30 protein-coding genes and 1 other RNA gene are annotated in these 25,877 nt (G+C 29.0%); 23 read left to right on the top strand and 8 right to left on the bottom strand.

The genetic code is table 11. The annotated features are described in order from the left end of the window. Window positions 1-19 precede the first annotated feature (19 nt). Window positions 20-370: a transfer-messenger RNA gene (gene ssrA / locus IAA47_01855) on the bottom strand. Window positions 371-416: 46 nt separating this feature from the next. Next, window positions 417-860 (bottom strand): SsrA-binding protein SmpB, encoded by a 444-nt coding sequence (gene smpB, locus IAA47_01850; GenBank protein ID MBU3841738.1) that lies wholly within the window; start codon window positions 858-860, stop codon window positions 417-419. Window positions 861-1,129: 269 nt separating this feature from the next. Here smpB and IAA47_01845 point away from each other — a divergent pair, with 269 nt between their 5' ends. The 17 genes from IAA47_01845 to IAA47_01765 all read left to right on the top strand — a co-directional run bounded on the left by IAA47_01845 (window position 1,130) and on the right by IAA47_01765 (window position 14,977). After that, complete coding sequence (locus IAA47_01845; GenBank protein MBU3841737.1) at window positions 1,130-1,567, top strand: hypothetical protein; 438 nt, start codon at window positions 1,130-1,132, stop codon at window positions 1,565-1,567. 2 nt (window positions 1,568-1,569) lie between these two features. Next, the gene (locus tag IAA47_01840) at window positions 1,570-1,749 is read left to right on the top strand and encodes a hypothetical protein (GenBank protein ID MBU3841736.1); all 180 of its coding nucleotides are present in this window, start codon (window positions 1,570-1,572) and stop codon (window positions 1,747-1,749) included. After that, window positions 1,749-3,014 carry a GspE/PulE family protein gene (locus IAA47_01835; protein ID MBU3841735.1) on the top strand — a complete coding sequence of 422 codons (1,266 nt, stop codon included), beginning with the start codon at window positions 1,749-1,751 and terminating at the stop codon, window positions 3,012-3,014. Before IAA47_01840 ends, IAA47_01835 begins: the two co-directional genes overlap by 1 nt. A 2-nt stretch (window positions 3,015-3,016) precedes the next feature. Then, on the top strand, window positions 3,017-4,183 hold the full coding sequence (locus IAA47_01830; protein ID MBU3841734.1) for a type II secretion system F family protein: 1,167 nt from the start codon (window positions 3,017-3,019) through the stop codon (window positions 4,181-4,183). 14 nt (window positions 4,184-4,197) lie between these two features. Then, on the top strand, window positions 4,198-4,692 hold the full coding sequence (locus IAA47_01825; protein ID MBU3841733.1) for a type II secretion system GspH family protein: 495 nt from the start codon (window positions 4,198-4,200) through the stop codon (window positions 4,690-4,692). Beyond that, window positions 4,677-5,117, top strand: a complete 441-nt coding sequence (locus IAA47_01820; GenBank protein MBU3841732.1) for a prepilin peptidase — start codon at window positions 4,677-4,679, stop codon at window positions 5,115-5,117. The genes IAA47_01825 and IAA47_01820 overlap by 16 nt, the downstream gene beginning before the upstream one ends. After that, window positions 5,114-5,536 (top strand): hypothetical protein, encoded by a 423-nt coding sequence (locus IAA47_01815; protein ID MBU3841731.1) that lies wholly within the window; start codon window positions 5,114-5,116, stop codon window positions 5,534-5,536. Before IAA47_01820 ends, IAA47_01815 begins: the two co-directional genes overlap by 4 nt. A gap of 5 nt (window positions 5,537-5,541) precedes the next feature. Beyond that, window positions 5,542-6,135: a type II secretion system GspH family protein gene (locus IAA47_01810; GenBank protein MBU3841730.1), complete on the top strand. Its 594-nt coding sequence runs from the start codon at window positions 5,542-5,544 to the stop codon at window positions 6,133-6,135. Continuing rightward, window positions 6,110-6,712 carry a hypothetical protein gene (locus tag IAA47_01805; GenBank protein MBU3841729.1) on the top strand — a complete coding sequence of 201 codons (603 nt, stop codon included), beginning with the start codon at window positions 6,110-6,112 and terminating at the stop codon, window positions 6,710-6,712. Before IAA47_01810 ends, IAA47_01805 begins: the two co-directional genes overlap by 26 nt. Continuing rightward, window positions 6,705-7,856 (top strand): hypothetical protein, encoded by a 1,152-nt coding sequence (locus tag IAA47_01800; GenBank protein ID MBU3841728.1) that lies wholly within the window; start codon window positions 6,705-6,707, stop codon window positions 7,854-7,856. The genes IAA47_01805 and IAA47_01800 overlap by 8 nt, the downstream gene beginning before the upstream one ends. Continuing rightward, complete coding sequence (locus IAA47_01795; GenBank protein ID MBU3841727.1) at window positions 7,834-8,619, top strand: hypothetical protein; 786 nt, start codon at window positions 7,834-7,836, stop codon at window positions 8,617-8,619. The genes IAA47_01800 and IAA47_01795 overlap by 23 nt, the downstream gene beginning before the upstream one ends. 10 nt (window positions 8,620-8,629) lie before the next feature. Further along, window positions 8,630-10,291, top strand: a complete 1,662-nt coding sequence (locus IAA47_01790) for a carboxypeptidase regulatory-like domain-containing protein (GenBank protein MBU3841726.1) — start codon at window positions 8,630-8,632, stop codon at window positions 10,289-10,291. 15 nt (window positions 10,292-10,306) lie between these two features. After that, a complete protein-coding gene (rfaE1, locus tag IAA47_01785) occupies window positions 10,307-11,305 on the top strand; it encodes a D-glycero-beta-D-manno-heptose-7-phosphate kinase (GenBank protein MBU3841725.1) in 999 nt (332 codons plus the stop codon). Then, window positions 11,298-11,771 (top strand): 2-C-methyl-D-erythritol 2,4-cyclodiphosphate synthase, encoded by a 474-nt coding sequence (ispF, locus tag IAA47_01780; GenBank protein ID MBU3841724.1) that lies wholly within the window; start codon window positions 11,298-11,300, stop codon window positions 11,769-11,771. Before rfaE1 ends, ispF begins: the two co-directional genes overlap by 8 nt. 108 nt (window positions 11,772-11,879) lie before the next feature. After that, window positions 11,880-13,244, top strand: a complete 1,365-nt coding sequence (locus IAA47_01775) for a sodium:glutamate symporter (GenBank protein ID MBU3841723.1) — start codon at window positions 11,880-11,882, stop codon at window positions 13,242-13,244. 115 nt (window positions 13,245-13,359) lie between these two features. After that, window positions 13,360-13,716, top strand: coding sequence for an arsenate reductase family protein (locus IAA47_01770; GenBank protein ID MBU3841722.1), 357 nt, complete (start codon window positions 13,360-13,362; stop codon window positions 13,714-13,716). Window positions 13,717-13,738: 22 nt separating this feature from the next. Further along, window positions 13,739-14,977, top strand: coding sequence for a serine hydroxymethyltransferase (locus IAA47_01765; protein MBU3841721.1), 1,239 nt, complete (start codon window positions 13,739-13,741; stop codon window positions 14,975-14,977). 131 nt (window positions 14,978-15,108) lie between these two features. Here IAA47_01765 and rpsI read toward each other — a convergent pair whose 3' ends face one another. From rpsI to IAA47_01735, 6 genes are all read right to left on the bottom strand, one after another. After that, window positions 15,109-15,498: a 30S ribosomal protein S9 gene (gene rpsI / locus IAA47_01760; GenBank protein ID MBU3841720.1), complete on the bottom strand. Its 390-nt coding sequence runs from the start codon at window positions 15,496-15,498 to the stop codon at window positions 15,109-15,111. 25 nt (window positions 15,499-15,523) lie between these two features. After that, window positions 15,524-15,958 (bottom strand): 50S ribosomal protein L13, encoded by a 435-nt coding sequence (gene rplM, locus IAA47_01755; protein MBU3841719.1) that lies wholly within the window; start codon window positions 15,956-15,958, stop codon window positions 15,524-15,526. Between the two features lie 118 nt (window positions 15,959-16,076). Beyond that, window positions 16,077-16,784, bottom strand: coding sequence for a hypothetical protein (locus tag IAA47_01750; protein MBU3841718.1), 708 nt, complete (start codon window positions 16,782-16,784; stop codon window positions 16,077-16,079). 72 nt (window positions 16,785-16,856) lie between these two features. Beyond that, entirely contained in the window at window positions 16,857-18,584 is a 1,728-nt protein-coding gene (locus IAA47_01745) for a HAMP domain-containing histidine kinase (protein MBU3841717.1), read from the bottom strand. Beyond that, window positions 18,533-19,216, bottom strand: a complete 684-nt coding sequence (locus tag IAA47_01740; GenBank protein ID MBU3841716.1) for a response regulator transcription factor — start codon at window positions 19,214-19,216, stop codon at window positions 18,533-18,535. Before IAA47_01740 ends, IAA47_01745 begins: the two co-directional genes overlap by 52 nt. A gap of 132 nt (window positions 19,217-19,348) precedes the next feature. After that, window positions 19,349-20,194 (bottom strand): phosphate ABC transporter substrate-binding protein, encoded by an 846-nt coding sequence (locus IAA47_01735; GenBank protein ID MBU3841715.1) that lies wholly within the window; start codon window positions 20,192-20,194, stop codon window positions 19,349-19,351. A gap of 208 nt (window positions 20,195-20,402) precedes the next feature. Here IAA47_01735 and pstC point away from each other — a divergent pair, with 208 nt between their 5' ends. From pstC to IAA47_01705, 6 genes are all read left to right on the top strand, one after another. Further along, on the top strand, window positions 20,403-21,275 hold the full coding sequence (gene pstC, locus IAA47_01730; protein MBU3841714.1) for a phosphate ABC transporter permease subunit PstC: 873 nt from the start codon (window positions 20,403-20,405) through the stop codon (window positions 21,273-21,275). A gap of 15 nt (window positions 21,276-21,290) precedes the next feature. Continuing rightward, the gene (gene pstA, locus IAA47_01725; protein MBU3841713.1) at window positions 21,291-22,139 is read left to right on the top strand and encodes a phosphate ABC transporter permease PstA; all 849 of its coding nucleotides are present in this window, start codon (window positions 21,291-21,293) and stop codon (window positions 22,137-22,139) included. Window positions 22,140-22,171: 32 nt separating this feature from the next. Beyond that, complete coding sequence (pstB, locus tag IAA47_01720) at window positions 22,172-22,936, top strand: phosphate ABC transporter ATP-binding protein (GenBank protein ID MBU3841712.1); 765 nt, start codon at window positions 22,172-22,174, stop codon at window positions 22,934-22,936. 9 nt (window positions 22,937-22,945) lie between these two features. Continuing rightward, the gene (locus IAA47_01715; protein MBU3841711.1) at window positions 22,946-23,632 is read left to right on the top strand and encodes a hypothetical protein; all 687 of its coding nucleotides are present in this window, start codon (window positions 22,946-22,948) and stop codon (window positions 23,630-23,632) included. Window positions 23,633-23,896: 264 nt separating this feature from the next. Next, a complete protein-coding gene (locus IAA47_01710; GenBank protein MBU3841710.1) occupies window positions 23,897-25,069 on the top strand; it encodes a M20 family metallopeptidase in 1,173 nt (390 codons plus the stop codon). Window positions 25,070-25,096: 27 nt separating this feature from the next. Continuing rightward, window positions 25,097-25,852, top strand: coding sequence for a basic amino acid ABC transporter substrate-binding protein (locus IAA47_01705; GenBank protein MBU3841709.1), 756 nt, complete (start codon window positions 25,097-25,099; stop codon window positions 25,850-25,852). Window positions 25,853-25,877: the final 25 nt, after the last annotated feature.

The following is a 25,877-nucleotide window of genomic DNA, read 5'->3' as shown; positions in this document are numbered from 1 at the left end:
GTTTGACACCTGCTAAGGTTGGTGGAGATGACGGGAATCGAACCCGTGTCCGAAATTATCAGCGCTATAGGCTTCTACAATGCTTAGTCTGCTATTAGATTTCGCAACAGCCACTCCCACAGACAGGGCTGACTGAAGCTATCCTCTAAAATGTCCCTTTAAGCTTAGAGAAATCACTAAAGGTAATCTGTATATTGGTAACACCTTGTTAGAGCTCTCCTACAGAAGAGAGAGTTCAAAGGTGAGCTGACTAATTAAGCAGCTAAAGCGTAATTTCTATTTCCATCTAAACGATGAGTTGACCTCTCACAGCGGTCACCCTGGCATGCTACCTATAACCTCATAACCCCGTCGAAACCTTTGCATCCCCATTATTCAATTGTACACATTAGTATATCATATTTTGAAAAAAATTTCTATCTAATTTTTGTCATTCTTTGGATATCTCTTTGAACATCTCTCTTAGCAATAGTTTCTCTCTTATCATAAGTTTTCTTACCTCTAGCTAGTGCAATAGAAAGTTTCACATAACCTTTAGAAAGGTGAACATCCAATGGAACTATTGTATATCCCTTTTGAGTAACTTTTTCATGTAATTTTTTTATCTCTTTTTTATGTAGTAATAATTTTCTAACCCTTCTTTCCTCTGGATTATAAACACTTCCAAAACTCCAAGGAACAATAGACATTCCCATTATAAAAACTTCTCCATTTATTATTCTAATAAAAGATTCTTTTATACTTACTTTTCCAGCTTTAGCTGATTTAACTTCACTTCCTACTAATTCTATTCCTGCTTCAAATTTATCCTCTATAAAATAATCGAAGTAGGCTTTTTTATTTCCTGCTAAAACCATAATTTCCTCCAAACTTTTACTATATTTTTTAATATTATACTTTATTTTTCTCTTTTTTTCTATGCATTTTAAAAAATATACTTTTCTCTTTTAATTTTTTCTGTTTTCTCTCTTGATTATTTAAAAAAATGAGGTATACTCTTACTAAGCTTTATCAGATGAAGAACAAAAAAGGATTTTGTTTCATAGATATATTACTCCAAGTTAGTATAATTCTATTGTTATTAAGTTTTGGTTTTATTTACTTTAAAAAATCTTTAGAAAGGGAGGAGTTGATAAAGGCTAAAACTGAAATTTATGAATTATTTACAACATATGCTACTAAAGCTTATAACAGTAGGACAAGTTATGGGGTAGAACTTGATTACTTAAAAAAAACAATAATTATTTCACAATCATCTGTTACACAAAAGGAGGTTATACATCTTCCGAAAAATTTAAAATATATTACAATCTTTGATAAACAAACTCAACAAAAATTCACTACTAAAATTACTTCTCATGGAAATATTACACCATCTTTTAGTATCTATATTTTTGATTATAATGATATTGCTCAATATAGAATATCTTTTTATGGTTTTGATCTAATCAGATATATGCAAATTAATGTATATAGAAATATTAGTGATAAAACACCTAAATATAGAACAATCTTAAATTTTCACAACAACTGGACTACTACAAATCCCAAATGGCAGGAGGAATAATTATGAGACCTCTTTTTGTATTTTTTCTATATTTTGTATCTACTTTACTTTTTGGAGATAACATATCTCAAGAGATTGTAAAAGTTAGAATTGTTGTTAAAGGAAAGGCTTATATCTCCTATATTGTCCTCTCCTCTGCTGAAAAACAGAATAATTTTTTTATTGTAGGTGAAAAACTATGATAAAAAGTAATTCTGATAAAATTAAGGATATATTTAAAGAATTAAATCATCATACTAAAAAATCTAAAAACACCTCTGAATTAAAAATTGATTCATCTCTAGAGACAAATAATCCTATTGTTGTAAAAGGATTAGGAGCAATCATCTTGTCTGGAGTTGAAAAAAAAGCTAGTGATATTCATATAGAGCCACAAAAAGATCGAAGTAGAATACGCTATAGAATAGATGGGATTCTATATGAAGAGATGGATTTTGATATATCACTTCATTCCTCTATTATTTCTAGATTAAAAATTCTATCTAAATTAGATATTACAGAGAAAAAAATACCCCAAGATGGAAAATTTAGAATGAAAATAGGAGAAAAAACTATTGATTTCCGTGTATCCATTGTACCTCTTATTACTGGAGAAAAAGGAGTAATTAGAATCTTAGATAGTCAGAGCTATGATTTTAACTTGGAAAATCTTGGACTTAACTCTACTGATTACAAAAAATTATCTACACTTATTAGCAAAAAAAATGGAATAATTTTAGCTTGTGGGCCTACTGGCTCTGGAAAAAGTAGTCTTATCTATTCTATTTTAAAGAGATTAAATAATGGTGAGGTTAATATCTCCACTGTTGAAGATCCTGTGGAATATGAGATTGCTGGAATAAATCAGGTACAGTATAATTCAGATGTAGGAAGAGATTTTTCTACAATTTTAAAGGCATATCTTAGACAGGATCCAGATATTTTAATGATTGGAGAGATAAGAGATTATGAAACTGCAGAGATAGGAGTAAAAGCAGCTCTTACAGGTCATCTTGTTCTTTCAACTTTACATACCTATGATACTATAAGTGGAATATTTAGATTACTTAATATCGGGATTGAAAGATATATGATTTCAGCATCTGTTATTGGAATAGTAGCCCAACGTTTAGTAAGAAAACTTTGTCCACACTGCTTAACCTTAGATAAAGATTCTATTGCTAAACTTACTCTTCTAAAATTGAATCCAACATTTTATAGAGATAAAACTTTTTATACTAGTGCTGGTTGTGAATATTGTAATTACACTGGTTATTCTGGAAGAACTGCTATTTTTGAACTACTTACAATAGATGATGAAATAAAAAATTTTATAGAAATAGGAGCTTCTATACATGAACTTCAAGTACTTCTAAAAAACAAGAAAATAAACACTTTAATAGAAGATGGAATAGAGAAAGCTTTAAATAAAATAACTTCTCTAGATGAAGTTATAAGGCAGTGTTAATTATGAAAACCTACTTCTTTAAAGCTTATACTCTTGATAGAAAAAAAATATCAAATACTTTAGAATTCAATACTTTTCAAGATTTTCATAGATACTTAATAAAAAACAGACTAACTCTTATATCTTACAAATTAGTTACTCCGAGATATAAAGTTACTTCAGAAAATCTTTTGGTATTCACACAAAATTTCAAAACTCTTCTAGACAGTGGACTTACGCTATCTTTAACCTTGAGTATCCTTGCATCTCAAGAAAAAGATAAACATTTTAGTAGCATTATAAATAATATCAAGGAGCAAATACTCAGTGGAAGTAGTATCTATCTAGCTTTCTCAAATTATAAAACAGTATTTAACGATACATATCTCAATCTACTTTTAGCAGGTGAAGAATCCGGAAATTTAGTAGAAAACCTTGATAAAATTTGTAAAAATATAGCTCTTATGGAAAAAATTAAAAAAAGTATAAAAGAGGCTCTTTTTTATCCAACAATAGTCTTAATATTTGCAATATTTCTACTAATATTTATGCTTACATTTGTATTTCCTAATTTTTTAACACTATTTCATGATACCTCTACTCCATTACCATTACTTACACAAATTATCATGTTTATTAGTCAAAATATTCTCTATATTCTCTCTATAACAATTTCTTTCATTGGAGTTATCTTCTTTATATTAAAAAAACTCCCTTTAGAGAAAAAACAAAATTTAAAAATTTCAATACCTATCTATGGGAAAATTGTTAAAGAGGAGCTTATCATCTCATTATGTCAAAATTTTTCTATAATGAATGAAACAGGGATAAATATTATTGATATTTTAGAAATTTTAAAAAAAGCAACACCGTATATTTTTTTAAAAAAGGACTTGGAAAAGGTCCAATTAAAAATAAAAATTGGTAATAGTATTGAGGAGGCTTTAGCTTCAACCTCTCTCTTCTCTCCCACTCAATTAAAAATTATCTCAATTGGTGAGAGAAGTGGTAAATTAAGTGAAGCCTTTTCATCTATATCTTTTGTTTTACAAAAAGATTTTGAAACATACCTCTTCAAACTAATTACACTTTTACAACCACTATTACTACTATTTTTAGGAATTATTATAGGTATCATAGTTTTGGCTATATATTTACCTATATTCAATATATCAGATATATTAATGTAAGGAGGGAAAAATTTATGAAAAATCGAGGCTTTAGTTTAATTGAAATCACTGTAGCCATAGCTCTTATTGGAATTATGGCAGGTGTGGGTGTTCCTAAACTCAGAAGACAGATGGCTTTAGGAAGAGATACAAAGGCGATAGCAACACTTGGAACTTTACGAACTGCTAGTGAACTATATTTTATTGAAAATAATGAACCTATCTCTGATACTCCTAGCTCTGATGAAACTCAAAGTGTTATTACTGCTTTAAAAAAACTTGAACCCTATCTTGATGAGAAAACCTTTAAAGAGCTTGAAGATGGAGAGTTAGATATTGGTGGTAGTAGAGCTCAAAAATCTGATATTGATGAGGCAGAAACTGATATTAACTACGGTGGAACTATCTCTCTTACTTTTAAAAATCCTGATATTAACAAAAGTAGTGGAAGTGATGGTGTATACATTTGGTTCAAACCTAGTGCTGGAAAAGAATATGATACTAAGGGAAATAAATGGATAGAATACTAATTATATCTCTTCTTTTTTTGATTATTTATATTGATATAAAAAAGCTGTATATTCCTAATACTCTTAATATACTTCTTTTTATTTTGTCTATTATTTTTAAAGGTTTTGAATTTAATATTATAGAAAACTCTATAATTGGTATGGGATTATATCCACTACCTTTACTAATTCTTTATGGCTATCTTAGTGATTTACTTGGAAAAGAGGTCTTTGGTTTTGGAGATATAAAAATTTTAATGAATTTTGGATACATTCTTGGATATAGCAACTTTTTTGATATCTACATCTATTATCTTATCTCCTTTATTTCAGCTTCTATCATAGGAGTTTTATTTTTATTAAGGAGAGAAAAAAGAAAAGAGATTCCATTTTCACCTTTTTTAATAATTGGATTTCTTTTTCTGTGGTTGAGGGAATATCTATGAAAAGAAGAGCCTTTACATTTATTGAGTTAATTTTATCAATGACACTTTTTTTCATCACTCTTTTTCCACTACTTAAATATGTGCACTTTTCCTTTATTACTCATAGAAAATATTTAAAATTAGAGGAGGATTTTATAAATTTTAAAGCTCTTGAAAAACAGATGCAAGCTAAAACCTCTCTTTTTTTAAGAAACTATTTAGGTAAAAAAGAGTACAACTACGAAACCTTTGGAAAAGATTCTCTAACTGAAAGTATCTACCTTCCATATGAATTAAATAGAAATTTTCTACTTGAACTTGAAATCTTTGAAGTTTGCTATCAAACTAAAGATGAAAAATATAATTATATTGAAATAAAAATTATGTATATAAACAATAATAAAAGTTTTAAAAGTAATAATCTAGTTGGTAATTGGTGAGTTTTATGAAGAAAAATAGAGGTTTTTCACTTCTCGAATTAATAGTTACTTTAGGGCTCTTTTCTATTTTTTCACTCATTGTATTTCCTTTATTAAGAGTTTCACACTCTCTCAATACTGCTATTATTAAACAGAGTTTACTTGAAAAAGATGAAGTTAAAATTATCTCATTAATTGAAGATTGTATTGAAAATAGTAATATACTTAAGAGTGAATATTCTGGAAAAGAATATATTAAAAATGGGGTTGCTATCTTAAATCATGAACAAGTAATAGAGCTTGTTCTAAAAGAAAATTTTTTTAAGTGTGTCTCTCAAAAAGGTAATACACTCTTTTTAGAATATCCTGTAAGTGACGGAAATACTATTTTTTACACTTTTATTATCTTTCAATTTTTTGCTGGAGAATTAATAATTTTAGAGTGTAAAGAATCTTTTAATGATATTGTAGTTGAAAACAGTAGTATTGTTCTTAAAAAGGTTTATGGTAGTTTTGAAAAAACAGAAACTGGTGTCATTATTAATTTAAATATTTCAAATAGTGATTTTTCAGAAACTAGGAGTTTAAAGGGATATGCAAATTTTAAAAAAGAGATTTAAAAATAAAGGTTTTATTTTAATTAGTACTCTTATTCTAATTATTTTTATAATGGGAAATTTTCTATTAGGATATAGAATTATCTATAGAAAAGGGGAGAGACTGAATTCAAATATCAATAGCATATCTATCAACTCTCAAGTACATAACCTAAAAATACTTGTTTATGATGAATTGTTGAGAATAGATAGTAAAATCTCCAGTGGAGAGTACAAAAATGGTGCTGAATATATAGGGATAGAGGAAAACTTCAATCGAGTTTGGCTTGGGAATAGTAAAAATAGTTTTAGTAAAAATAACTATCAAATATATAAAATGAAAATTAATGGAAGTACCTTCTATACATATAAAGCTGAAGTTTATGAGGACTTTAAAGAGATTATCTCATATAACATTATGAGATCAGGTTTAAGTAAAAATTCTTTAATTGTTGAACTAAGAAAGAATTTTACTAAAACTAATGATAATAGCTCTATTTTACTCACAGCTATTATTCAACTGGAGTATAAAAATGGAAATAAAGATCCAAGCTCTCCAGATGTCGAAATATTAAAGGAGTTTGTGGCTAATTTTGAATAAAATTTTTAAAAAAGAGAGTTTAAATTTTTTTACACTTGAAAATATTGAAAATTATAGAAGTGGAGTTCTTTTACTTGAAAGTAATTTCTTTCATCTTTTGACTTTTACCTTTCCTAAGGATATGGACGAAAGAGAAAGAGAGTTTGAAATAAATGAAAAGCTTGAAACTCTTTTTGAAGAGTATGATAGCTTTTACTTTTTAGAAAAAGAGCTCTCCTTAGAAAGTAATGAAAGTACTGAAAAAACTCTTCTTATCCTAATAGAAAAGGATAAGATTTATACACTTCTTGATAATTTAAAAGAGAAAAAAATCTCTCTTTTAGGTATCTATCCACTCTTTTTAGTTGAACTTTTCAATAAAGATAATATTGAAAAAACTTATGTTGAAATAGAGAGTGAAAAATATAGAATTTACCACTTTTTAGAAAATAAGTTAATAAATTATCAAGAGATTGACTTTGATAGAGATGAGTTGATTACTAATCCCACTTACTTAGAAGAAAATCTAAATGGAGAAAGTTTTATATACCCTAATCAATTAGAGATACAAGAATTTTTTCCAATGCTCAAGGTTAGAAGTTGGAATAACTATTCTTTAAATCTTAAAGATGATCTTAACTTTCTTCCAGCAGATTATATCAAGGAGATCAACTATAAAAAAAATTTAAAACTAGCTATTTTAACTCTTTCTGTTGTTACAATTATCTCCACACTACTCTTTTTTTCATTACAATTTTTTATAAAAAAAGAGCAGAATAGATTGAATATTTTAGAAGAGAACTATTCTAATTTACATGAAAAAAATCTACAACTAAGAGAGAAGATATTAAATTTAGAGAGTGAAATAAAAGATATAAAAGAGAAAAGTAGAGTAAGAGAGTTTAAAAATATTAAACTCACCCAACTTCTAAAGGCTATATATAGTTGTGGAGATTTGGAGTTTTCATCTATTGAATATAGTGATAGATTAATAATTTTAAAGGGATTTAGTTCCTCTGAAAATGAAATTTATAGATTTCAAAATAATATATTAGATTACAATTTTTTCAAAAATTTCAATCACGACTTTATTAAACTTAATGATAAGAACTATGAATTTCATATAGAGATTGAGGTGGATAATGGAACTTCTAAAAAAATTTGACTATCAAGAACATAAGAGTAAATGTCTCTTCCTTATATCTTTTTCTATAGGTATTTTTATCCTATATTATCTTATTTTTTTACCTTTTCAAAATTATACAAATAAAAAAGATAGAGCTAACTCATTTGAGGTTAAAATTCGTAAAGAGGAAAAAGCAAACCAAGCTAACAATCAAAAACATAGTAAAATGATAGAAGAATTGGAGAAAACTAAAAAATATTACAATGATTTAGAAAATAAAAATATCAAAAATAGTTTTAAAAATATCAGTAGTTTTGAAAAGTTTATCAGTGAAAAAGCCCAACTATATAATCTCAACATTGAAACCATTGGAAGAGTTGAAAAAATAAGTGAAACTGATAAACTATTTATTCCTTATATTTTAAACGGGGATATATCAGATATACTCTCTTTTATTGAAGAACTAGAAAATAATGATAAAAAGATAAGTCTTACTGATAGTAGTACCAATATCTCTTTACTCCCCCATGGCAAAATCACAACTAAACTCTCAGCTAATATTCTGAATTTAAAAGAGGAAGAGTTAAAGGAAAATAATCTTCTTCCTATCTCTAAATTAAGTAATAATAAAATAACTAAAATTAAGTATATAAAATTTAACGACAAAATCTATATTATACTTAATTACAAAAACGGCAGTAAAAAGATATTTTATAATGGAGAGGAGATAGTATTTAACAATCTAAAATATAAAATTATTTTAAATAACAACTCTCCTTTTTTAGAACTTATAAAAAATTAGGAGAGATTTTATGATAAAAAGAAATCTTATACTTTTAATAATTTTCTTTATTTGTTATAATAGTTATGGACAGTTTAATAGTCCAAAATTAAAAAATAAAATTACCTATGAATTAAATTTACAGGATATAACTTTAGGAGAAACTTTAAATATTATAAGTCAAGAGAGTGATATTGCAATCCTTCCTAGTGACGAGATTAAAGATATTCCCCTTGATATTTATTTCCCTGTAAATACAAAATTAGAGGATATACTCAATGCTTTTATAAATCTATATAACTTAAAACTTTCTAAAAGTGGAGAGATTTTTATACTGTCTAAAAGAGGAAATAATAGTAGCTACATCTTTTCTGGAAGAGTACAATCTGAAAGCTCTGGTAAGGGATTAGAAGGAGTTAAGATAACATTAGTTAATAGCTTTTCTCCTTCAGTTCTATCAGCTTATAATGGAAATTTTATACTGAATGATATAGATCCAGCTGTATATATTGTACAATTTGAAAAGGAAGGATACTCTACAGTAACTGATATTATTGACTTAACTGAAAAGAATAACTCATTAAATATCAGTATGAAAAGAAAAAATGATTTTTCAAATAAAAAAGATATTTTCTATCCAGAAAAAAACTTCCATAAAAATATAATTAATGGAGAAGAAGTCATTACAGAAAATATATATCTATATAATAATAGTTGTGAAGAGATTAAGAAACTATTAGTTGAAACCTTTGGAAACTCTCTTAAAATCTCTACTCTTCCTAAAAAAAATCTTCTTATTCTCTCTGGAAAAGAGGAAATTATAAAAAGTTCTAAATCTCTCATTCAAGATCTAGATAGAGATATAGAACAAATCAGGGTAGATGCTCAGATTTTAGATGTAACTGACAATCTATTTGAATCCCTTGGTTTTAATTGGATATATAGTAATGGTGGAAACTTAAACGGAAGCAATGAATGGACTACCTCCTTACTTGGAAATAGTAGCCTTATGGGATTAGGAAACATTTATTCATCTTCAATTGCTATTTCTAAGCAATTTAACAGTGGAAATGATATACTCAATCTTGGAATTAATCTTTTAGAGTCTACACAAGATTTAGTTGTAAGTGCTAGACCCTCTATACTTGTACTAGATGGTGTTGAAGGAAGTTTTAAGGTAACCGAAGAGGTAATTGTTGGAGAAAAAAGAGAGGAAAATGATAATAATGATAGGGTTATCTCTACTCCAATATTCAAAGAGGCTGGAATAATTCTAAAAGTAACACCAACAATTAGAAAAGATGGTTGGATAATCCTGAAAGTAGTTATAGAAGTAAGTAATTTTAAATTAAAAAATAGTAAAGATGACTCTCAAGAGAGTGGTACATATAATTCTGAAGGTGGGTCAAAGGTAGGTAGAAGCCTTGAAACTACCATCAAAATAAGAGATGGAGAAACTATATTTATCGGTGGACTAAAGAAAGCTACTGTACACAATCTTAATAGTCAAATTCCATTCTTTGGAACTTTACCTATGATCAATCTATTCTTTAAAAATCAAAACATCAGTCATGAAATTACTGATATCTATGTAAAGATGAGAGTTAATATTGTTAACAATGAAAAAGAATCCTTTGAAAAAGATGAGATACATCAGAGAGCAAAGGATATAATAAATAGAAAAATTTATTAAGAAAAGAGGATAAATATGAAAAACAGATTAGATTTACAAAAAATATTAGATAGCTTCAAAAATATAAAGATCGGTGTAGTAGGAGATCTAATGCTAGATGATTATATTATCGGTGTAGTGGATAGAATATCTCCTGAAGCTCCTGTTCCTGTTGTTAATGTAAAAGAGGAAAGATTTGTACTAGGAGGGGCAGCTAACGTAGTTAATAACCTTTCTGTATTAGGAGCTCAAACTATATGTTTTGGTGTTATTGGAGCTGATGACAATGGGGATAGACTTATAAAAACTTTTGATGAAAAAGGAATAGATCACAGTGGAATAATTAGAGCTAATAATATTCCTACTATTGTAAAGAGAAGAATATTAGCTGGAAATCAACAACTTTTAAGAATAGATTGGGAAAAAGCTGAACCTATATCTAAGGAGTTAGAAGATGCTTTATTAGAAAATTTTAACTCAAAAATAGATTCTTTAGATGCAGTTATACTATCTGATTATGATAAAGGAGTTCTTACACCAAGAGTAGCAAAAGAGATAGTAAAATTGTGTAGAGAGAAAAAGAAAATAGTTACTGTTGATCCAAAACCTAAAAATGCTATGAACTATATTGGAGCTACATCTATGACTCCAAATAGAAAAGAAGCTATGGAATGTCTAGGAAAAAGTAAAGTTACAGATTTTGAAACTTTAGGAAAAGAGTTAAAGGAAAAATTACAACTTGATAATCTTTTATTAACTAGAAGTGAAGAGGGAATGAGTTTATTCTTAGATGAAATTATAAATATACCTACTTTTGCTAAAGAGGTATATGATGTAACAGGTGCTGGAGATACAGTAATATCAGTATTTACTTTAGCTAGTGCAGCTGGAGTGGATTGGCATGAATCAGCTAAGATAGCTAATACAGCTGCTGGAGTAGTAGTGGGTAAGATGGGAACATCAACTGTTACTAAAGAGGAGATTTTAGAATTCTATAACCAAATCTATGAGAGATGGGAGTGTCATAATGCTTAGAATAGGAAATGGATATGATGTACATAAATTAGTAGAAGGTAGAAAATTAATTCTTGGTGGCATTGAAATTCCTCATGCTAAGGGAGTTTTAGGACACTCAGATGGAGATGTTCTAATCCATGCTATCATGGATGCTATGTTAGGAGCTCTAGCTTTAGGTGATATTGGACAACATTTTCCAGATACTGATATGAAGTATAAAAATATTGATAGTACTATCCTTTTAACTAGAGTTAAAGAGTTAATAGCTGAAAGAGGATATAAAATTATCAATCTTGATTCTATAATTGTTTTACAAAAACCAAAAGTAAAACCATATATTGACGCTATGAGAAAGAGAGTAGCCGAAGTATTGGAAATAGATATAGAACAAGTTAGTATCAAGGCAACTACTGAAGAGAAGTTAGGTTTTACTGGAGATGAGTCTGGTGTAAAATCTTACTGTGTTGTTTTACTAGAAAAATAACAATAAATAAAAATGACTATTGTATTTTAACTTTTACATTGGTCATTTTTTTATTTACCTAAATATTAATTAATGATATAATTATTTATTAATTTTTAGGAGGTACCTATGCAACTATTTTTCTATATCCTTTGTTATCTTAGTTTTCTTCTTCTCTTAGGAGTTATTATCAAAGCGAAGATTAAAATTTTTCAGGAACTTTTTATTCCAGCTTCAGTTATTGGAGGAGCCATTGGATTACTTTTAAGTCCAGAAGTTATGGGAAGATTTCTATCTTTCTCAATCCCTATAAGTTGGAGTAAGGATATCTCACTTCTTCCAAGTCTACTGATTGTTCCTGTTATTGCAAGTATTCCTCTTGGAATGGATTTAAAAATAAAAAATAGTCGTGGAGAAGCTAGAGATATCTTGATTACTGGATTTATTCTATTTATGGTAACTTTTTTACAGCTTGCTCTTGGATATACTATAAACTCCTTCTATACATACATTTTAGATAAACCTCTATATTCTGCCTTTGGTGCTGAATTAAATACTGGATTTGCTGGCGGACATGGAACAGCTGGTATGATAGGAAGAGTTTTACAAGAGATGAATTTAGATTATTGGTCTACTGCTCAAGGAATAGCGATAACTACTGCCACTTTTGGACTAGTTGGTGGTATTTTAATTGGAATATTTCTCATCAATAAAGCTTGTAGAAATGAAGAAACCTCTATATTAAAACAACCCAATGATATTCCACAAGAGTTGAAACGTGGATACTATACAGATATATCAAAACAAAACTCTTTAGGTAGAGAAACTATGCTTTCATCATCAATTGATACCCTAGCCTTTCATATGGCAATTATTTTTTCAGTATGTGGCTTATCATATCTAATTTTAAATATTGTAAAAAAATACCACATTCCTATTTTATCATCACTATCTATTTGGGCTTTTGCTATGATAATTATGATGCTGGTTTGGAATACTATAAAAAAATTAAAATTAGAGTGGTGTGTTGATATAAAAGTAAAGAGTAGAATATCCGCTCTTTTTACAGAATTTGCAGTAGTTAGTGCAATAGCCTCTTTACCTTTAAAAGCTATATTTACATATTTAATTCCTATTTCATTAATGATTATACTTGGATTTTTAGCTACATGGTACTGTATAAAATTTTATTGCTATAAATATTTTAAAAATAACTATCCTTTTGAAAGAGCTATCTCTATGGCAGGAACTAGTTTTGGAGTTTTTCTTACTGGAATTTTACTTTTAAAAATTTGTGATCCTGAATTTTCCTCACCGGTACTTGGAGATTATTCTCTAGGTTTTTCACTCACTGCCCTAGTTGGTCCATTGATGATAATAACTTCTATATCTTTAAGTGTGAACTATAATCCTATTTTTCCTATAATTTTTAATGGAGCATTAATTTTATTTTTCTCCTTAATAATTTGGAAACTCAATAGAACAGTTTCATAATTTTCAACTACTCTACTTTGTAAATATTCACACTTAAGCTTTTTAATTTTATCTTGCTTTTATTATGACAAATTTAGTATAATTAATTCAAGAGAAAATTTATAGGAGGAAGAGTATGTCAGTATTATTTATTAATTATCCTAAATGTAGTACTTGTGTAAATGCAAGAAAATGGTTAGAAGAAAATAAGATAGATTTTGAAAGTAGACATATTGTTGAAAATAATCCTACAAAGGAAGAGTTAAAACATTTCATATCTTTAAGTGGATTGCCAGCAAAAAAATTCTTTAATACAAGCGGAATTCTATATAGAGAGATGAATTTAAAAGAAAAACTTACAACTGCTACAGAAGATGAAATGATTGAGATTTTATCTTCGAATGGAATGTTAGTTAAAAGACCTTTAGTTATCACTGATAAAGGTGTTTTAATCGGTTTTAAAAAAGATAAATGGGAAGAGTTTTTTAAATAATAAACTTTTAAGGAGGAATGCTATGAAAAAACTTTATGAAGTTGATAGAGAGATCTTTGATGCTATTGAAGCTGAAAAGAAAAGACAAAATGAGGGTATTGAGTTAATAGCTTCTGAAAACTTTGTTTCTGAAGCTGTACTTGAAGCTGCTGGAAGTATAATGACAAATAAATATGCAGAGGGATACCCAGACAAAAGATATTATGGTGGATGTCAGATTGTAGACGTAGCTGAAAAATTAGCAATTGAAAGAGCTAAAAAACTTTTTAATGTGAACTATGTCAATGTTCAACCTCACTCTGGTTCTCAAGCTAATATGGGAGTTTATAAAGCTCTATTAAATATTGGTGATACAGTATTAGGAATGAAATTAGACCATGGTGGGCATCTTACTCATGGTAAAAATGTAAACTTCTCAGGAAAAGATTATAATATTGTTTCATACAGTGTTTCTAAAGAGGATGAAAGAATAGATTATGATGAAGTTGAAAGAATAGCACTTGAAACTCATCCTAAAATGATAATTGCTGGTGCTAGTGCCTACTCTAGAATAATTGATTTCAAAAGATTTAGAGAGATAGCTGACAAAGTTGGAGCTTACCTTATGGTTGATATAGCCCATATAGCTGGACTTGTAGCAACTGGTGTACACCCTTCTCCTGTTCCTTATGCTCATGTTGTAACAACTACTACACATAAAACTTTAAGAGGTCCTCGTGGTGGTATGATTATGACAAACGATGAAGAAATTGCAAAAAAGATTGATAAAGCTATATTCCCTGGAATTCAAGGTGGACCACTTATGCATATAATAGCGGCTAAAGCTGTAGCTTTTAAAGAAGCTCTTGCTCCAGAATTTGTAGACTATCAAAAGCAAATAGTAAAAAATGCTCAAACATTAGCTAAAGTTTTAGAAAATGGTGGACTTAGAATTGTAAGTGGTGGAACTGATAATCATATGATGCTTATTGATGTAAAATCTAAGGGATTAACTGGGGCTCAAGTTGAAAAAGCTCTAGATATTGCTCACATAACTGTCAACAAAAATGGTATCCCTTATGATACTGAAAAACCTATGGTTACAAGTGGAATAAGAATAGGTACTCCGGCTATGACAACTAGAGGTATGAAAGAAAAAGAGATGGAAGAGATTGGTAAATTTATTCTAAGAGTTATAGACAATATTAATAATGAAAGTGAACTTCTAAAAATTAAAGAAGAAGTTAAAACTCTTTGCTCTAAATTTCCATTATATCAATAAAAAACGGGTGTATAATTTTTGGTGTTGGTACCTATAGATATTTAGGTATTAACACCTTTTTACTTTTTTGGGTTTTGTAAAGAAAAAACCCCACAAACATTGAGTTTGTGAGGTATATAAATTCCATGCAATTATCTTTTTGAGAATTGAGGAGATCTTCTTGCTTTTTTCTTTCCGTATTTCTTTCTTTCAACCATTCTTGAGTCTCTAGTTAAGAATCCAGCTTCTTTTAAAGCACCTTTTAAAGTCTCGTCAGCTAATATTAAAGCTCTTGCTACTCCGTGTCTGATAGCTCCAGCTTGTCCAGAGTTTCCTCCTCCGATTACATTAACTTTAACTTCAAATTTATCTAAAGTTTCTGTTAAAGCTAAAGGTTGCTCAACTATTTTAGAAAGGATTTCTCTTCCTCCAAAGTAGTCAGCCATAGTTTTTCCGTTTATTTCAATTCCTTTTCCTCCAGGAATTAATCTTACTCTTGCTACAGAAGTTTTTCTTCTACCAGTTCCTCTATATTGAATCATTTCAGCCACTGTCATTTACCCCCTATTAAAATTCTACCTTTACTGGTTTTTGTGCAGTATGAGCGTGCTCTGCTCCAGCAAATACTCTTAATCTAGTTAATTGTTGTCTTCCTAATTTATTTTTTGGAAGCATTCTCTTAACAGCTAGCATTAATAGTTCTTCTGGCTTTTTCTCTAGGATTTCTCCTAATCTTCTTTCTCTTATTCCTCCTGGGAATCCTGAGTGGTTATAGTATTTCTTATCTGTTAATTTTTTTCCAGTTACAGCTATTTTCTCAACGTTTGTAACTACTACGAAGTCTCCTCCGTCAACGTGTGGAGTAAAAGTTATTTTCTCTTTACCCATTAATTTTTTAGCAATCTCAACTGCTAATCTTCCTAATATTTGCCCTTCAGCGTCATAGTGATGCCATTCTCTAACAACATCTTCTTTTCTTTGCATAAAAGTATACTTTTTCACTTTAAAATTTCCTCCTAATTATGTTATATCGTTCTAATATAACGCAACGGTCCTTTGTGGGAAAGGTTTAATATACCTTACTATTATATTAGTTTTCCTTTATTATGTCAAGGTTTTTTTATTGATTTTCCTCAACTTTTTCAACTGTTTTATCTGCTTGCTCTTCAGTTTTTTCTGGAGCTTTTGGTAATGGATTTCCAAATAGCCACTCTATTTGTCTTCTAATTCCAGTTAAATCAAATACTCTTTCTCCTACTGTTAATCTATCATTTTCTGGAATAGCAATATGTCCTTCATCTATAGTAGCATTCTTATCTAGGTTTACTTGAAGCTTAATAATTTCATCTCCAGCTTTAAATTCAGTTCTAACTGTTTTGATTACTCCCTCTGTTGCTAAAATTTTAGCTTTATCTTCATCTGATAATCTTCTTTGAGGTGGATAATCAGCTATGAATAGATCCTCAGTTGAGATAAATTTTACCTTATCTTGAGCTACTTTCTCAAATATATCTATTGTATATTTCCCTCTTTCTCCAACTAAGAATTTTTCTAAATCTAAAATTTTCTTTCCTACTCCAAAAGGATCTGGTAAAATTCCAAACTCTCCCTTTGTTATTAAAGTATCATCTGGAGCATTTAATCTTACTTCAAACATAGTTGGTCTCTCTAATCCTTCCATAGTTACTACAACAGAAAGATTTGCCATTGGGAATGGAAACATCGGTTGAATAAGGTTATCAAACTCTCCAAATATATCTATAACTCCATTTACTTGTGGATTCATCTGTGCTTTATAAGCTGTTATAATATGTTTTACTTTTGCCATTTTTTTACCCCTTTTCTCTGTATTTTATACACTATTTAATAATATCATATTTCTGTTAATCTAGTCTATACTTTATTTTGAAATGTAGAAAGAAAATACAGTTCCCTTTCCTTCAATAGAGTCTATACTTAAACCTCCACCACATTTCTCTACAAGGGTTTTTACTATAGATAATCCTAGCCCCGTACCTCCTAAGTTGCTTGTTCTAGCTTTATCTATTCTATAGAATCTTTCAAAAATTTTATCCTGTTCATAGATTGGTATTCCGATTCCATTATCCTCTACTTCTATATTGTATCTATCTCCTTTTTCAATTATCTTTATAGTTACCTTAGGTTGAGGATTTTTATTATAAACAATACCATTTTCAATAAGATTTTTTAATATCATTGATAATTTTTCAGAATCTACTTTTAAATAATCTCTTCTATCTGTCAACTCTATCATAAACTCTACCTGAGCTTTTTTCTCATTAATTTTTCCTGCAAGTATATCTAAAAGCTCTTTTTTTAACTTTTCAACTCCTACCTGTGAGATATTAATAAGATTTGAATTCTCTATTTTTGAGATATTTAAAAAATCTAAAACAATATTTTCTAATCTCTCTACATTAGTTTTAATAGTATTTAGAAATTTTTTCCTCATAGTTTCTGGTGCATCTTCTAAAGCTATTAGATACCCCTTTATATTAGTAAGAGGTGTTTTTAATTCATGACTTACATTATTTATAAATGTTTTCTGAACCTCTACTGCTTCTTTAGTATTAGTTATATCCTTTATTGTTATAATATATCTATTACTAAATTCAAGGTATTTCATTGTAAAAAGAAAATGTTTCTTTAAACTTTGAATATATATATCCTCTCTATAATCTTTTTTAGTTATTAAACCATTTTTTATCGGATTTATTAACTCTAAAAATTTTATAGCCTCAAGATATTGCTCCTCATATGGATCAACTATATATTTCAATGAAGTATTTTTCACTATAAACTTTCCGTTACTATCTAAAAGCCCTATAAATAAATCTACTGAGTGTAAAACCTCAGAAAGTATTCTTCTCTCATTTTCTAATCTTGAGATATTTTCTAAATTTTTTCCTTGCCAATCCTTTAATATATCCCAAAACTCAAAAAGCCAGTACTCATCTTTAGAATAGTTTATCTTCTCTAGTTCTCCACTTTCAAGAAATTTTCTCATTCTCTTTATCTTTGTATAGAAATCTCTTTTTATATAATTTTTATAGAAAAAGTGAATAGCGTAGTTTAAAATTAAGAAAAATAATATCTGCACAAATAGGAACTCTTTTATCTGTAAAAGCTCTTCACTATAATCACTAGCTGTTCTCAGTATATATTCCTCTCCCATACTATTTTTTACATAAACAGCATAATAAGCCATCTCCGTATCAAAAGTTTTACTATATCTAATCTTAAAACTCTCTTTTTTCTCTATCGCCTCTTGAATCTCCTCTCTTTGGAGGTGATTCTCCATCTTTTTCTCCTCTTCCTCTGTCTTTTTAGAGTCAAATACAACTCTTCCTGTTAAATCTACCAAAGTAAATCTTAGAGCATTATTTGAAAATAACTCTTGATACTTGGTTCTAGGGTTTCCTTCTGCTACTAATTTAACTAATATTGTATCCTCTTTTAAAATCTGTTTTGCTCTTTCTTGATACAGATTTGAAAGTATTTTTGAATTTATTCCTATAAATATCCCCTCTAATATTAATATCAATATTAATATTACTATCTCTTTTCTTCTAATTTGTATCCAACTCCTTTTATTGTCTTTATATATTCGCTTATCTCTGGAAGTTTATCTCTTAATTTTGATATATAAACATCAACTGTTCTATCCCCAGTATAATAATTACTTTTCCAAATCTTATCTAATATTTTCTCTCTAGTTATAACTAAATTTTTATTTAATACTAACATAAGTAATAGGTCATACTCTTTTTTAGAAAGCTCTATTTCCTCTTTATTATAAAGCACTCTATGCTTGTCATCCTCTATTACTAAATCAAGAAACTCATATTTTCTATTATCCTCTTCCTCTTTTTTCTCTTCTTTAAAAAACCTTTTTACTCTCAATACTAACTCTCTTGGATCGAAAGGTTTCTTCATATAGTCATCAGCCCCTATTTCTAATCCTTCTAAAACATCTTCTATCTCTGTTTTGGCAGTTAACATTATTATAGCTGGATTTCCATACTCTGAAGATATCCCTTTTACTATCTTGGTAAAATTCTTTCCATCCAAATTAGGTAACATTAAATCTAAAACTACCAAATTATGTTGTTTCTCTTTTAGAAGTCTAAGCCCATCTAGTCCATCATCTGCTTGATCAACTTCATACCCCTCTTTTGTTAAAAAATATGCTATTAATTCCTGTATCTCTTTATCATCCTCTACTACTAATACTTTCATCTTGCCTCCACATAGTCTTTTAATCTCTATATAAATTATAAAAGAGAGAGCCCAAAAAGTAAAAGGATTTTTACAACTTTTGACTATTTTTAAGGCTCTCTCTTAATAATTATTTATTTAGTTTTGAGTATCTTATTTAACAGGAACAAACCCTTCCTCTTTAACTAATTCTTGCCCTTTTGGAGAAAGTGCATAATCTACAAGATTTTTTACATTGTCTGATGCTTTATTATCTACATACCAATATACTTCTCTAGCTATTGGATATTTTTTATTTGCTACATTCTCTACACTCGCTTCTACTCCATCCACTTTTATAGCTTCTACTGAATCATCCATATATCCCATTCCAATATATCCAATTGCATATTTATTTGATTTTATCTCTTGTTTTATAGCTTCATTAGATGGCATATATAAAGTTTTTGGTCCATATTCTAAATCTTTTTTAGTATTATTTTCTCTGATTATATGCTCTTTAAAGAATTCGTGTGTTCCTGATGATGAATCTCTTGATAGTACAACGATTGGAGCATCGTCTCCTCCTAACTCTTTCCAGTTAGTAATCTCTCCTCTAAATATTTTTCCTAATGTTATATCATCAATATCTTTTACCGGATTTGAGTGGTTTGTTATTATTGTTATTCCATCAAATCCTAATACTACTTCTTTTACATCTAATCCTTTTGCTTTTGCTTGCTCTAACTCTTTAGATTTTATATTTCTTGAAGCCATAGCTATATCTGTTGTTCCATTGATAAGAGCTGAAATTCCTACTCCTGAACCTCCACCTGTAACAGCTATTCTTGCTTTTCTATTCTCTTTCATAAAGTTTTCAGCTATTGATTGAGACACATTTAATATAGTATCTGATCCTTTAACTTGGATAACCTTTGATCTAGCTTCCGCTGTATTTGCACTTAATAATAATCCTGTTACAACTAACATTCCTAATAAACCTTTTTTAAAAATATTCATTTCATTCCCTCCAATTTATTTTTCTTTTTCACATTTTACACATTAAATATAATATTTCTCTGTAAATCTAATATTAATTCAATGTAAATTTTATGTAAAAATTTTTTTACATAATTTTAACATTAAATTAATACTCTTTTTACACAAATATTTTATTATTATTTCGTTATATAAATTAATGTAATTTGATGTATTTTAGGAGGTTTTTATGCAAGGCATAAGAAGAATAAAAGATAATGCCATGAAACATGTTCTTTTCGGAGTTGGTGTTTCAAATATACTAATAATATTTCTAATTTTCTTATTTATAGTTGTTAATGGACTGAAGTTTTTCTCTTCATATCCAATTTTAGATTTCTTCTTTGGTAAAAAGTGGATATCTCTATCTGAGTTATATGGGCTTTTACCTCTTTTAGTTGGTTCTTTCTGGGTTACTATCGTAGCTTTAGTTATAGCCGTTCCAATTGGAATTTTTACAGCAATTTACATAGCTGAATATGCTTCACCTAAAATAAGAACAATTTTAAAAGTTGTTATTGAAACAATGTCAGCTATTCCATCTGTTGTTCTTGGAGTTATCGGGCTATATGTTTTATCTGGTCCTATTAAAGAGTTATTCAATCTTCCAAGTGGTCTAACAGCACTTACTGGTGGAATAATGCTTGCCTTCATGGCTCTTCCTACAATAATCAGTATAGCTGATGACTCTTTAAAGGCTCTTGATAAATCTTATAAAGAAGCTTCACTTGCCCTTGGAGCAAACAAAGTTGAAACAATATTTAATATTCTTCTTCCAGCAGCTTTCCCAGGAATATTTGCTGGTATCATGTTAGGATTTGGAAGAATTATCGGAGAAACACTTACTGTACTTATGATAACAGGTAACTCACCAATTTTAGCTACAACACCTCTTTCGGCAGTAAGAACATTAACAGCTACTATAGCTGCTGAGATGGGAGAAGTTGTACAAGGAAGTACACACTACTATGCTCTATTTGCTATTGGAATTGTTCTTTTCATAATAAGTTTCATAACTAACTGTATCGCTGATAGATTTATAAGAAAAGCAAGAGAGATGTAATTTTAGGAGGAAAAGATGCTTATTATAAAAAAATCTAAAGCCACTGTGCTTGAATTAATAATAAAATTAATGACACTACTTACTATAATTCCTGTATTTTTAATAATAGGATATATCTTCTACACTGGTATTCCATCAATATCTTGGAGTTTCCTAACTGAGATGCCTTCTAATGGAATGAGAGCTGGAGGAATCTTTCCAGCAATAGTAGGAACTCTTTGGTTAACACTTGGAACAATTATTGTATCTGTTCCATTTGGTATCTTGACAGGAGTATACTTAGTGGAGTATGCTAAAGATAATATGTTGACTAGAATTATAAATCTTACAATTATAAATCTAGCTGGTATTCCAAGTATAATCTACGGTTTATTTGGTATGGCACTATTTGTAATTTTCTTAGGTTTTGATGTTTCGATTCTTTCAGGTTCATTAACATTAGGAATAATGTGTTTACCTGTTATTATAACAGCTACTAGAGAGTCTCTACTTGCTATTCCTAAGCATCTAAGAGAAGCTTCACTTGCTCTTGGAGCTACAAAATGGGAAACTACAACTAAGGTAATTCTTCCTGCAGCTATGCCTGGAATTTTAACAGGAGTTATCTTAAGTATATCAAGAGCAGCAGGAGAAACAGCTCCAATTATGTTTACAGCTGTAGCTTTCTACCTGCCTTTCTTACCAATATCATATTGGGATCAAGTTATGGCTCTACCATATCACCTATATGTTATATCTACACAAGTACCTAATATGCCTGCTTCTTTTATAAGTGGAACACTATTTGTTCTTGTTTTAATAACACTTAGCTTTAACCTATTTGGAGCTTTTGTTAGACAAAGGTTTAATTCGAAAAATAAATAACGAAAAGATTTTATAGAGTTTTAGGAGGAAATATGAATTCTAATGATACAAGAATTTTAGTAAAAGATTTTAACTTTTACTATGGTGATTTTAAAGCATTAAAAGATATTAATATGGAAATAAAAAAGAATAAAGTTACTGCTCTAATAGGGCCTTCTGGTTGTGGAAAATCTACATTTTTAAGATCTATCAACAGAATGAACGACTTAATTCCTAATGTTAAATATGAAGGAAACATCATCTTTGATGGTAAAAATATCTTCGATAAAGACTATGATATTGTTGAACTTAGAAAAAAAATAGGAATGGTTTTCCAAAAACCAAATCCATTCCCTAAGAGTATCTATGAAAATCTTGTTTATGCTCCTAAATTACATGGGGAAAAAGATAAAGATAAATTAGATGAAATAGTTGAAACTTCTCTAAAATCAGTTGCTCTTTGGGACGAGGTTAAAGATAAACTTCATAAATCATCACTTGGACTTTCTGGAGGTCAACAACAAAGATTATGTATAGCAAGAGCTATCTCTATCAATCCAGAAATTCTTCTAATGGATGAGCCTACATCTGCTCTTGACCCTATATCTACATCAAAAATAGAGGAGCTAATAAGACAACTTGAAGAAAAATATAGTATTATCATCGTTACACATAATATGCAACAAGCTTCAAGAATTTCTGAATACACTGGATTTTTCTATCAAGGAGTATTAGAAGAGTTCGATAAGACTGAGCTTATATTTACAACACCACACAAGAAAAAAACAGAAGACTATATAACAGGAAAATTTGGATAGGAGGATATTATGAAAAACCTAGATGAAAGTATAAAAGGATTGAGAGAGCATTACTTAGAGCTTTTAAAAAATCTTAATAGAGTTCTAGATATCAATCTCGAAATGTTTGAAAAATCTTCATTTGATACAGCTCTTTATGGGGAGTGCTTACTACTTGAAGATACTATTAATAACTTTGAAGTTAAGATAAAAGAGGATTCTATCTTTACAATGGCTAGATTCCAACCAGCTGCTGGAAACTTAAGACTTCTTATAATGTTAATTAATAGTGCTAGACTTACTGAAAGAATGGGAGACCTTTTAAAAGCTAACTTAAAAATTATAAAGTCTATTGAAGAAAGTTCTACTGAAATGGCAGCTGAATTAAAAAACACTATTTATCCAATAGCTCTAAAAACAAAAAATATTTATGAAGGATATATCAATGCCTTTATAAAAAATGATGAGAAGATTCTTTTCTCACTTTTAACTATGGATGAAGAGATTGATGATTTAACTAAAACTGATATTGAAAATATTATTGAACTTATGAAGAAAAAACCTGAAAATATTCAAAGTGGAACCGAATTAATCCTACTTTGTAAAAAATTAGAGAGATTTGCTGACCACATACTTCACCTTGTATTTGATTTAATATACATCTTAAAAGGTGAAAATATGAGAAAATTAGAGTTACTTGAAGATAAAAAAATTTAAAAAAGTTTGACATTTCTTTCTGAATGTGGTATATATATTTCAAATAGAAGTTTTGAAAAGGAGGAGGAACAATATGTTACTAAGGACATTAAAGTTAAGGAAATTTAATATAAATTTGAATACCTTATCTTTGTATATACCTAGTATTAATATTGCTCTAAGCTTATAGAAATTTCTATTGGCAATTTTTAACATAGAAAAATTTTGAGTCAATACATATAAGGTGTATTGACTTTTTTTATTTATTTACATCGGGAGGGAAAAATGGAACAATTAAAAGAAAAACTTTCAAAGATCTTTGATAATTATCTTGAGGAGTTTAAAGAAGCAAATGAGTATATCTACAATAACCCTGAACTTGGACACAAGGAGTTTAAAGCTTGTAGTACACTTACTCAACTTTTAAAAAAACATGGATTTGAGACTTCTGATAATTTTGCTGATATTCCTACAGCTTTTATAGGAAGATATAAATCTGGAAATGGAGGAGTTAAAGTAGCTATCCTTGCTGAGTATGATGCTCTTCCTGGAATAGGACATGGTTGTGGACACAATATTTTTGGTGTAACTAGTGTTGCAACTGGAATACTTTTAAAAGAAGTTATAGGAGATATAGCTGGTGAAATATTGGTAATTGGTACACCTGCTGAAGAAACTTGTGGAGCTAAAGTTGATATGGCTAAAGCTGGAATCTTTAATGATATTGATATAGCTATGGCTGTTCATCCTACTGGAGAGGCTCATACTAGAAGTGGAAAATCTCAAGCTATGGAAGCTATTCAATTTACATTTAAAGGTAAAACAGCCCATGCTGCCGGTTCTCCACATGAGGGAATCAATGCTCTTGATGGAGTACTTATGTTATTTAATTCTATCAATGCACTAAGACAACAAACAGTAGAAACTGCTAGAATTCATGGAATCATTAGTAATGGTGGAAAAGCTGCTAATATTATTCCAGATTTAGCTGTTGCTAATTTCTATGTAAGAGCTGAAACTTTATCTTATTTAAAGGAATTGGTTGAAAGAGTTAAAAACTGTGCCAGAGGAGCTGCTATTGCTACTGGTACTACACTTGAGATGGAAAACTACGAGACTAGTTTTGCTAACCTTGTTACAAATAAAAAATTGTCTGAAACTTATGAGAAAAACTTAAAACTTCAAGGGGTTACAAAGATTGTAGATAAAAAGGGATTTGGTTCAACTGATATGGGTGATGTAAGCCATTGTTGTCCTACTATACATCCATCATTCCCACTTACTACAAACCATCTAACTGGTCACAGTGTAGAATTTGCTTGTGCTACTATTCAACCTGAAGCCTATAAAGGAATGAAAGAAGCTGCTATTGCTATGGCTCTTACAGCTATAGATGTATTTACTAATCCTCAACTTTTAAAAGAGATTAAAGAGGAATTTCAAAATTGTTCTAAATAAACTTATATAAAATATGGAGGGATTTTTATGAAAAAAGTTATCTTATTATTAATGTTGGTTTTATCTTCACTATCATTTTCTGCTAAAAAACTGTATGTAGGTACAAATGCTGAATTTATGCCTTACGAATATCTTGAAAATGGAAAAATGGTAGGATTTGATATCGAGCTTATGGACGCCATTGGAAAAGAATTAGGTTATGAAATCGTATGGAGCAATATGGGATTTGATGGACTACTTCCAGCTCTTCAAATGAAAAAAATTGATGCTGTTATTGCTGGTATGTCACAAACTCCAGAAAGACAAAAAGCTGTTACTTTCTCTATGCCTTATATGTTAGTCTCTTCTGATGAACATTTTGTTATTGTAAATGAAAATAGTCCTCTAGTTAAAAAAGAAGAGTTAAAGGGTAAAAAAGTAGGAGTTCAAATAGGAACTATTCAAAAAGAGTTTGCAAAAGAACTTGGAGCTACTCCTCAACTATACAACTCTTGGACTGGAGCATTAATGGATTTACAAAATAATAAGATTGATGCTGTTATCATTGCAGACGTAACTGGAGAGGAATATTTAAAATCTATGAGTGGTCTTAAAAAAGTTGATGTTGTAATCGATACTCAACCTGGAGCTTCTATTGCTCTTAGAAAAGGAGAAACTAAATTAGCTGAACAAATTAATCAAGCTATTTTAAAACTTGATAACGATGGTACTTATCTTCAAATTTTACAAAAATATTTTCCAGATAAAGTTGAAAAATATAAATCTTTAAAAGAAAATAAATAAAAATTAAAATAAAAAAAAGGAGTAT

The organism is Candidatus Fusobacterium pullicola, assembly GCA_018883725.1.
GTDB classification, from domain to species: Bacteria; Fusobacteriota; Fusobacteriia; order Fusobacteriales; family Fusobacteriaceae; genus Fusobacterium_A; species Fusobacterium_A pullicola.
Note: the sequence above shows the minus strand (reverse complement) of the source record. Positions and strands in the feature narration are given on the sequence as shown.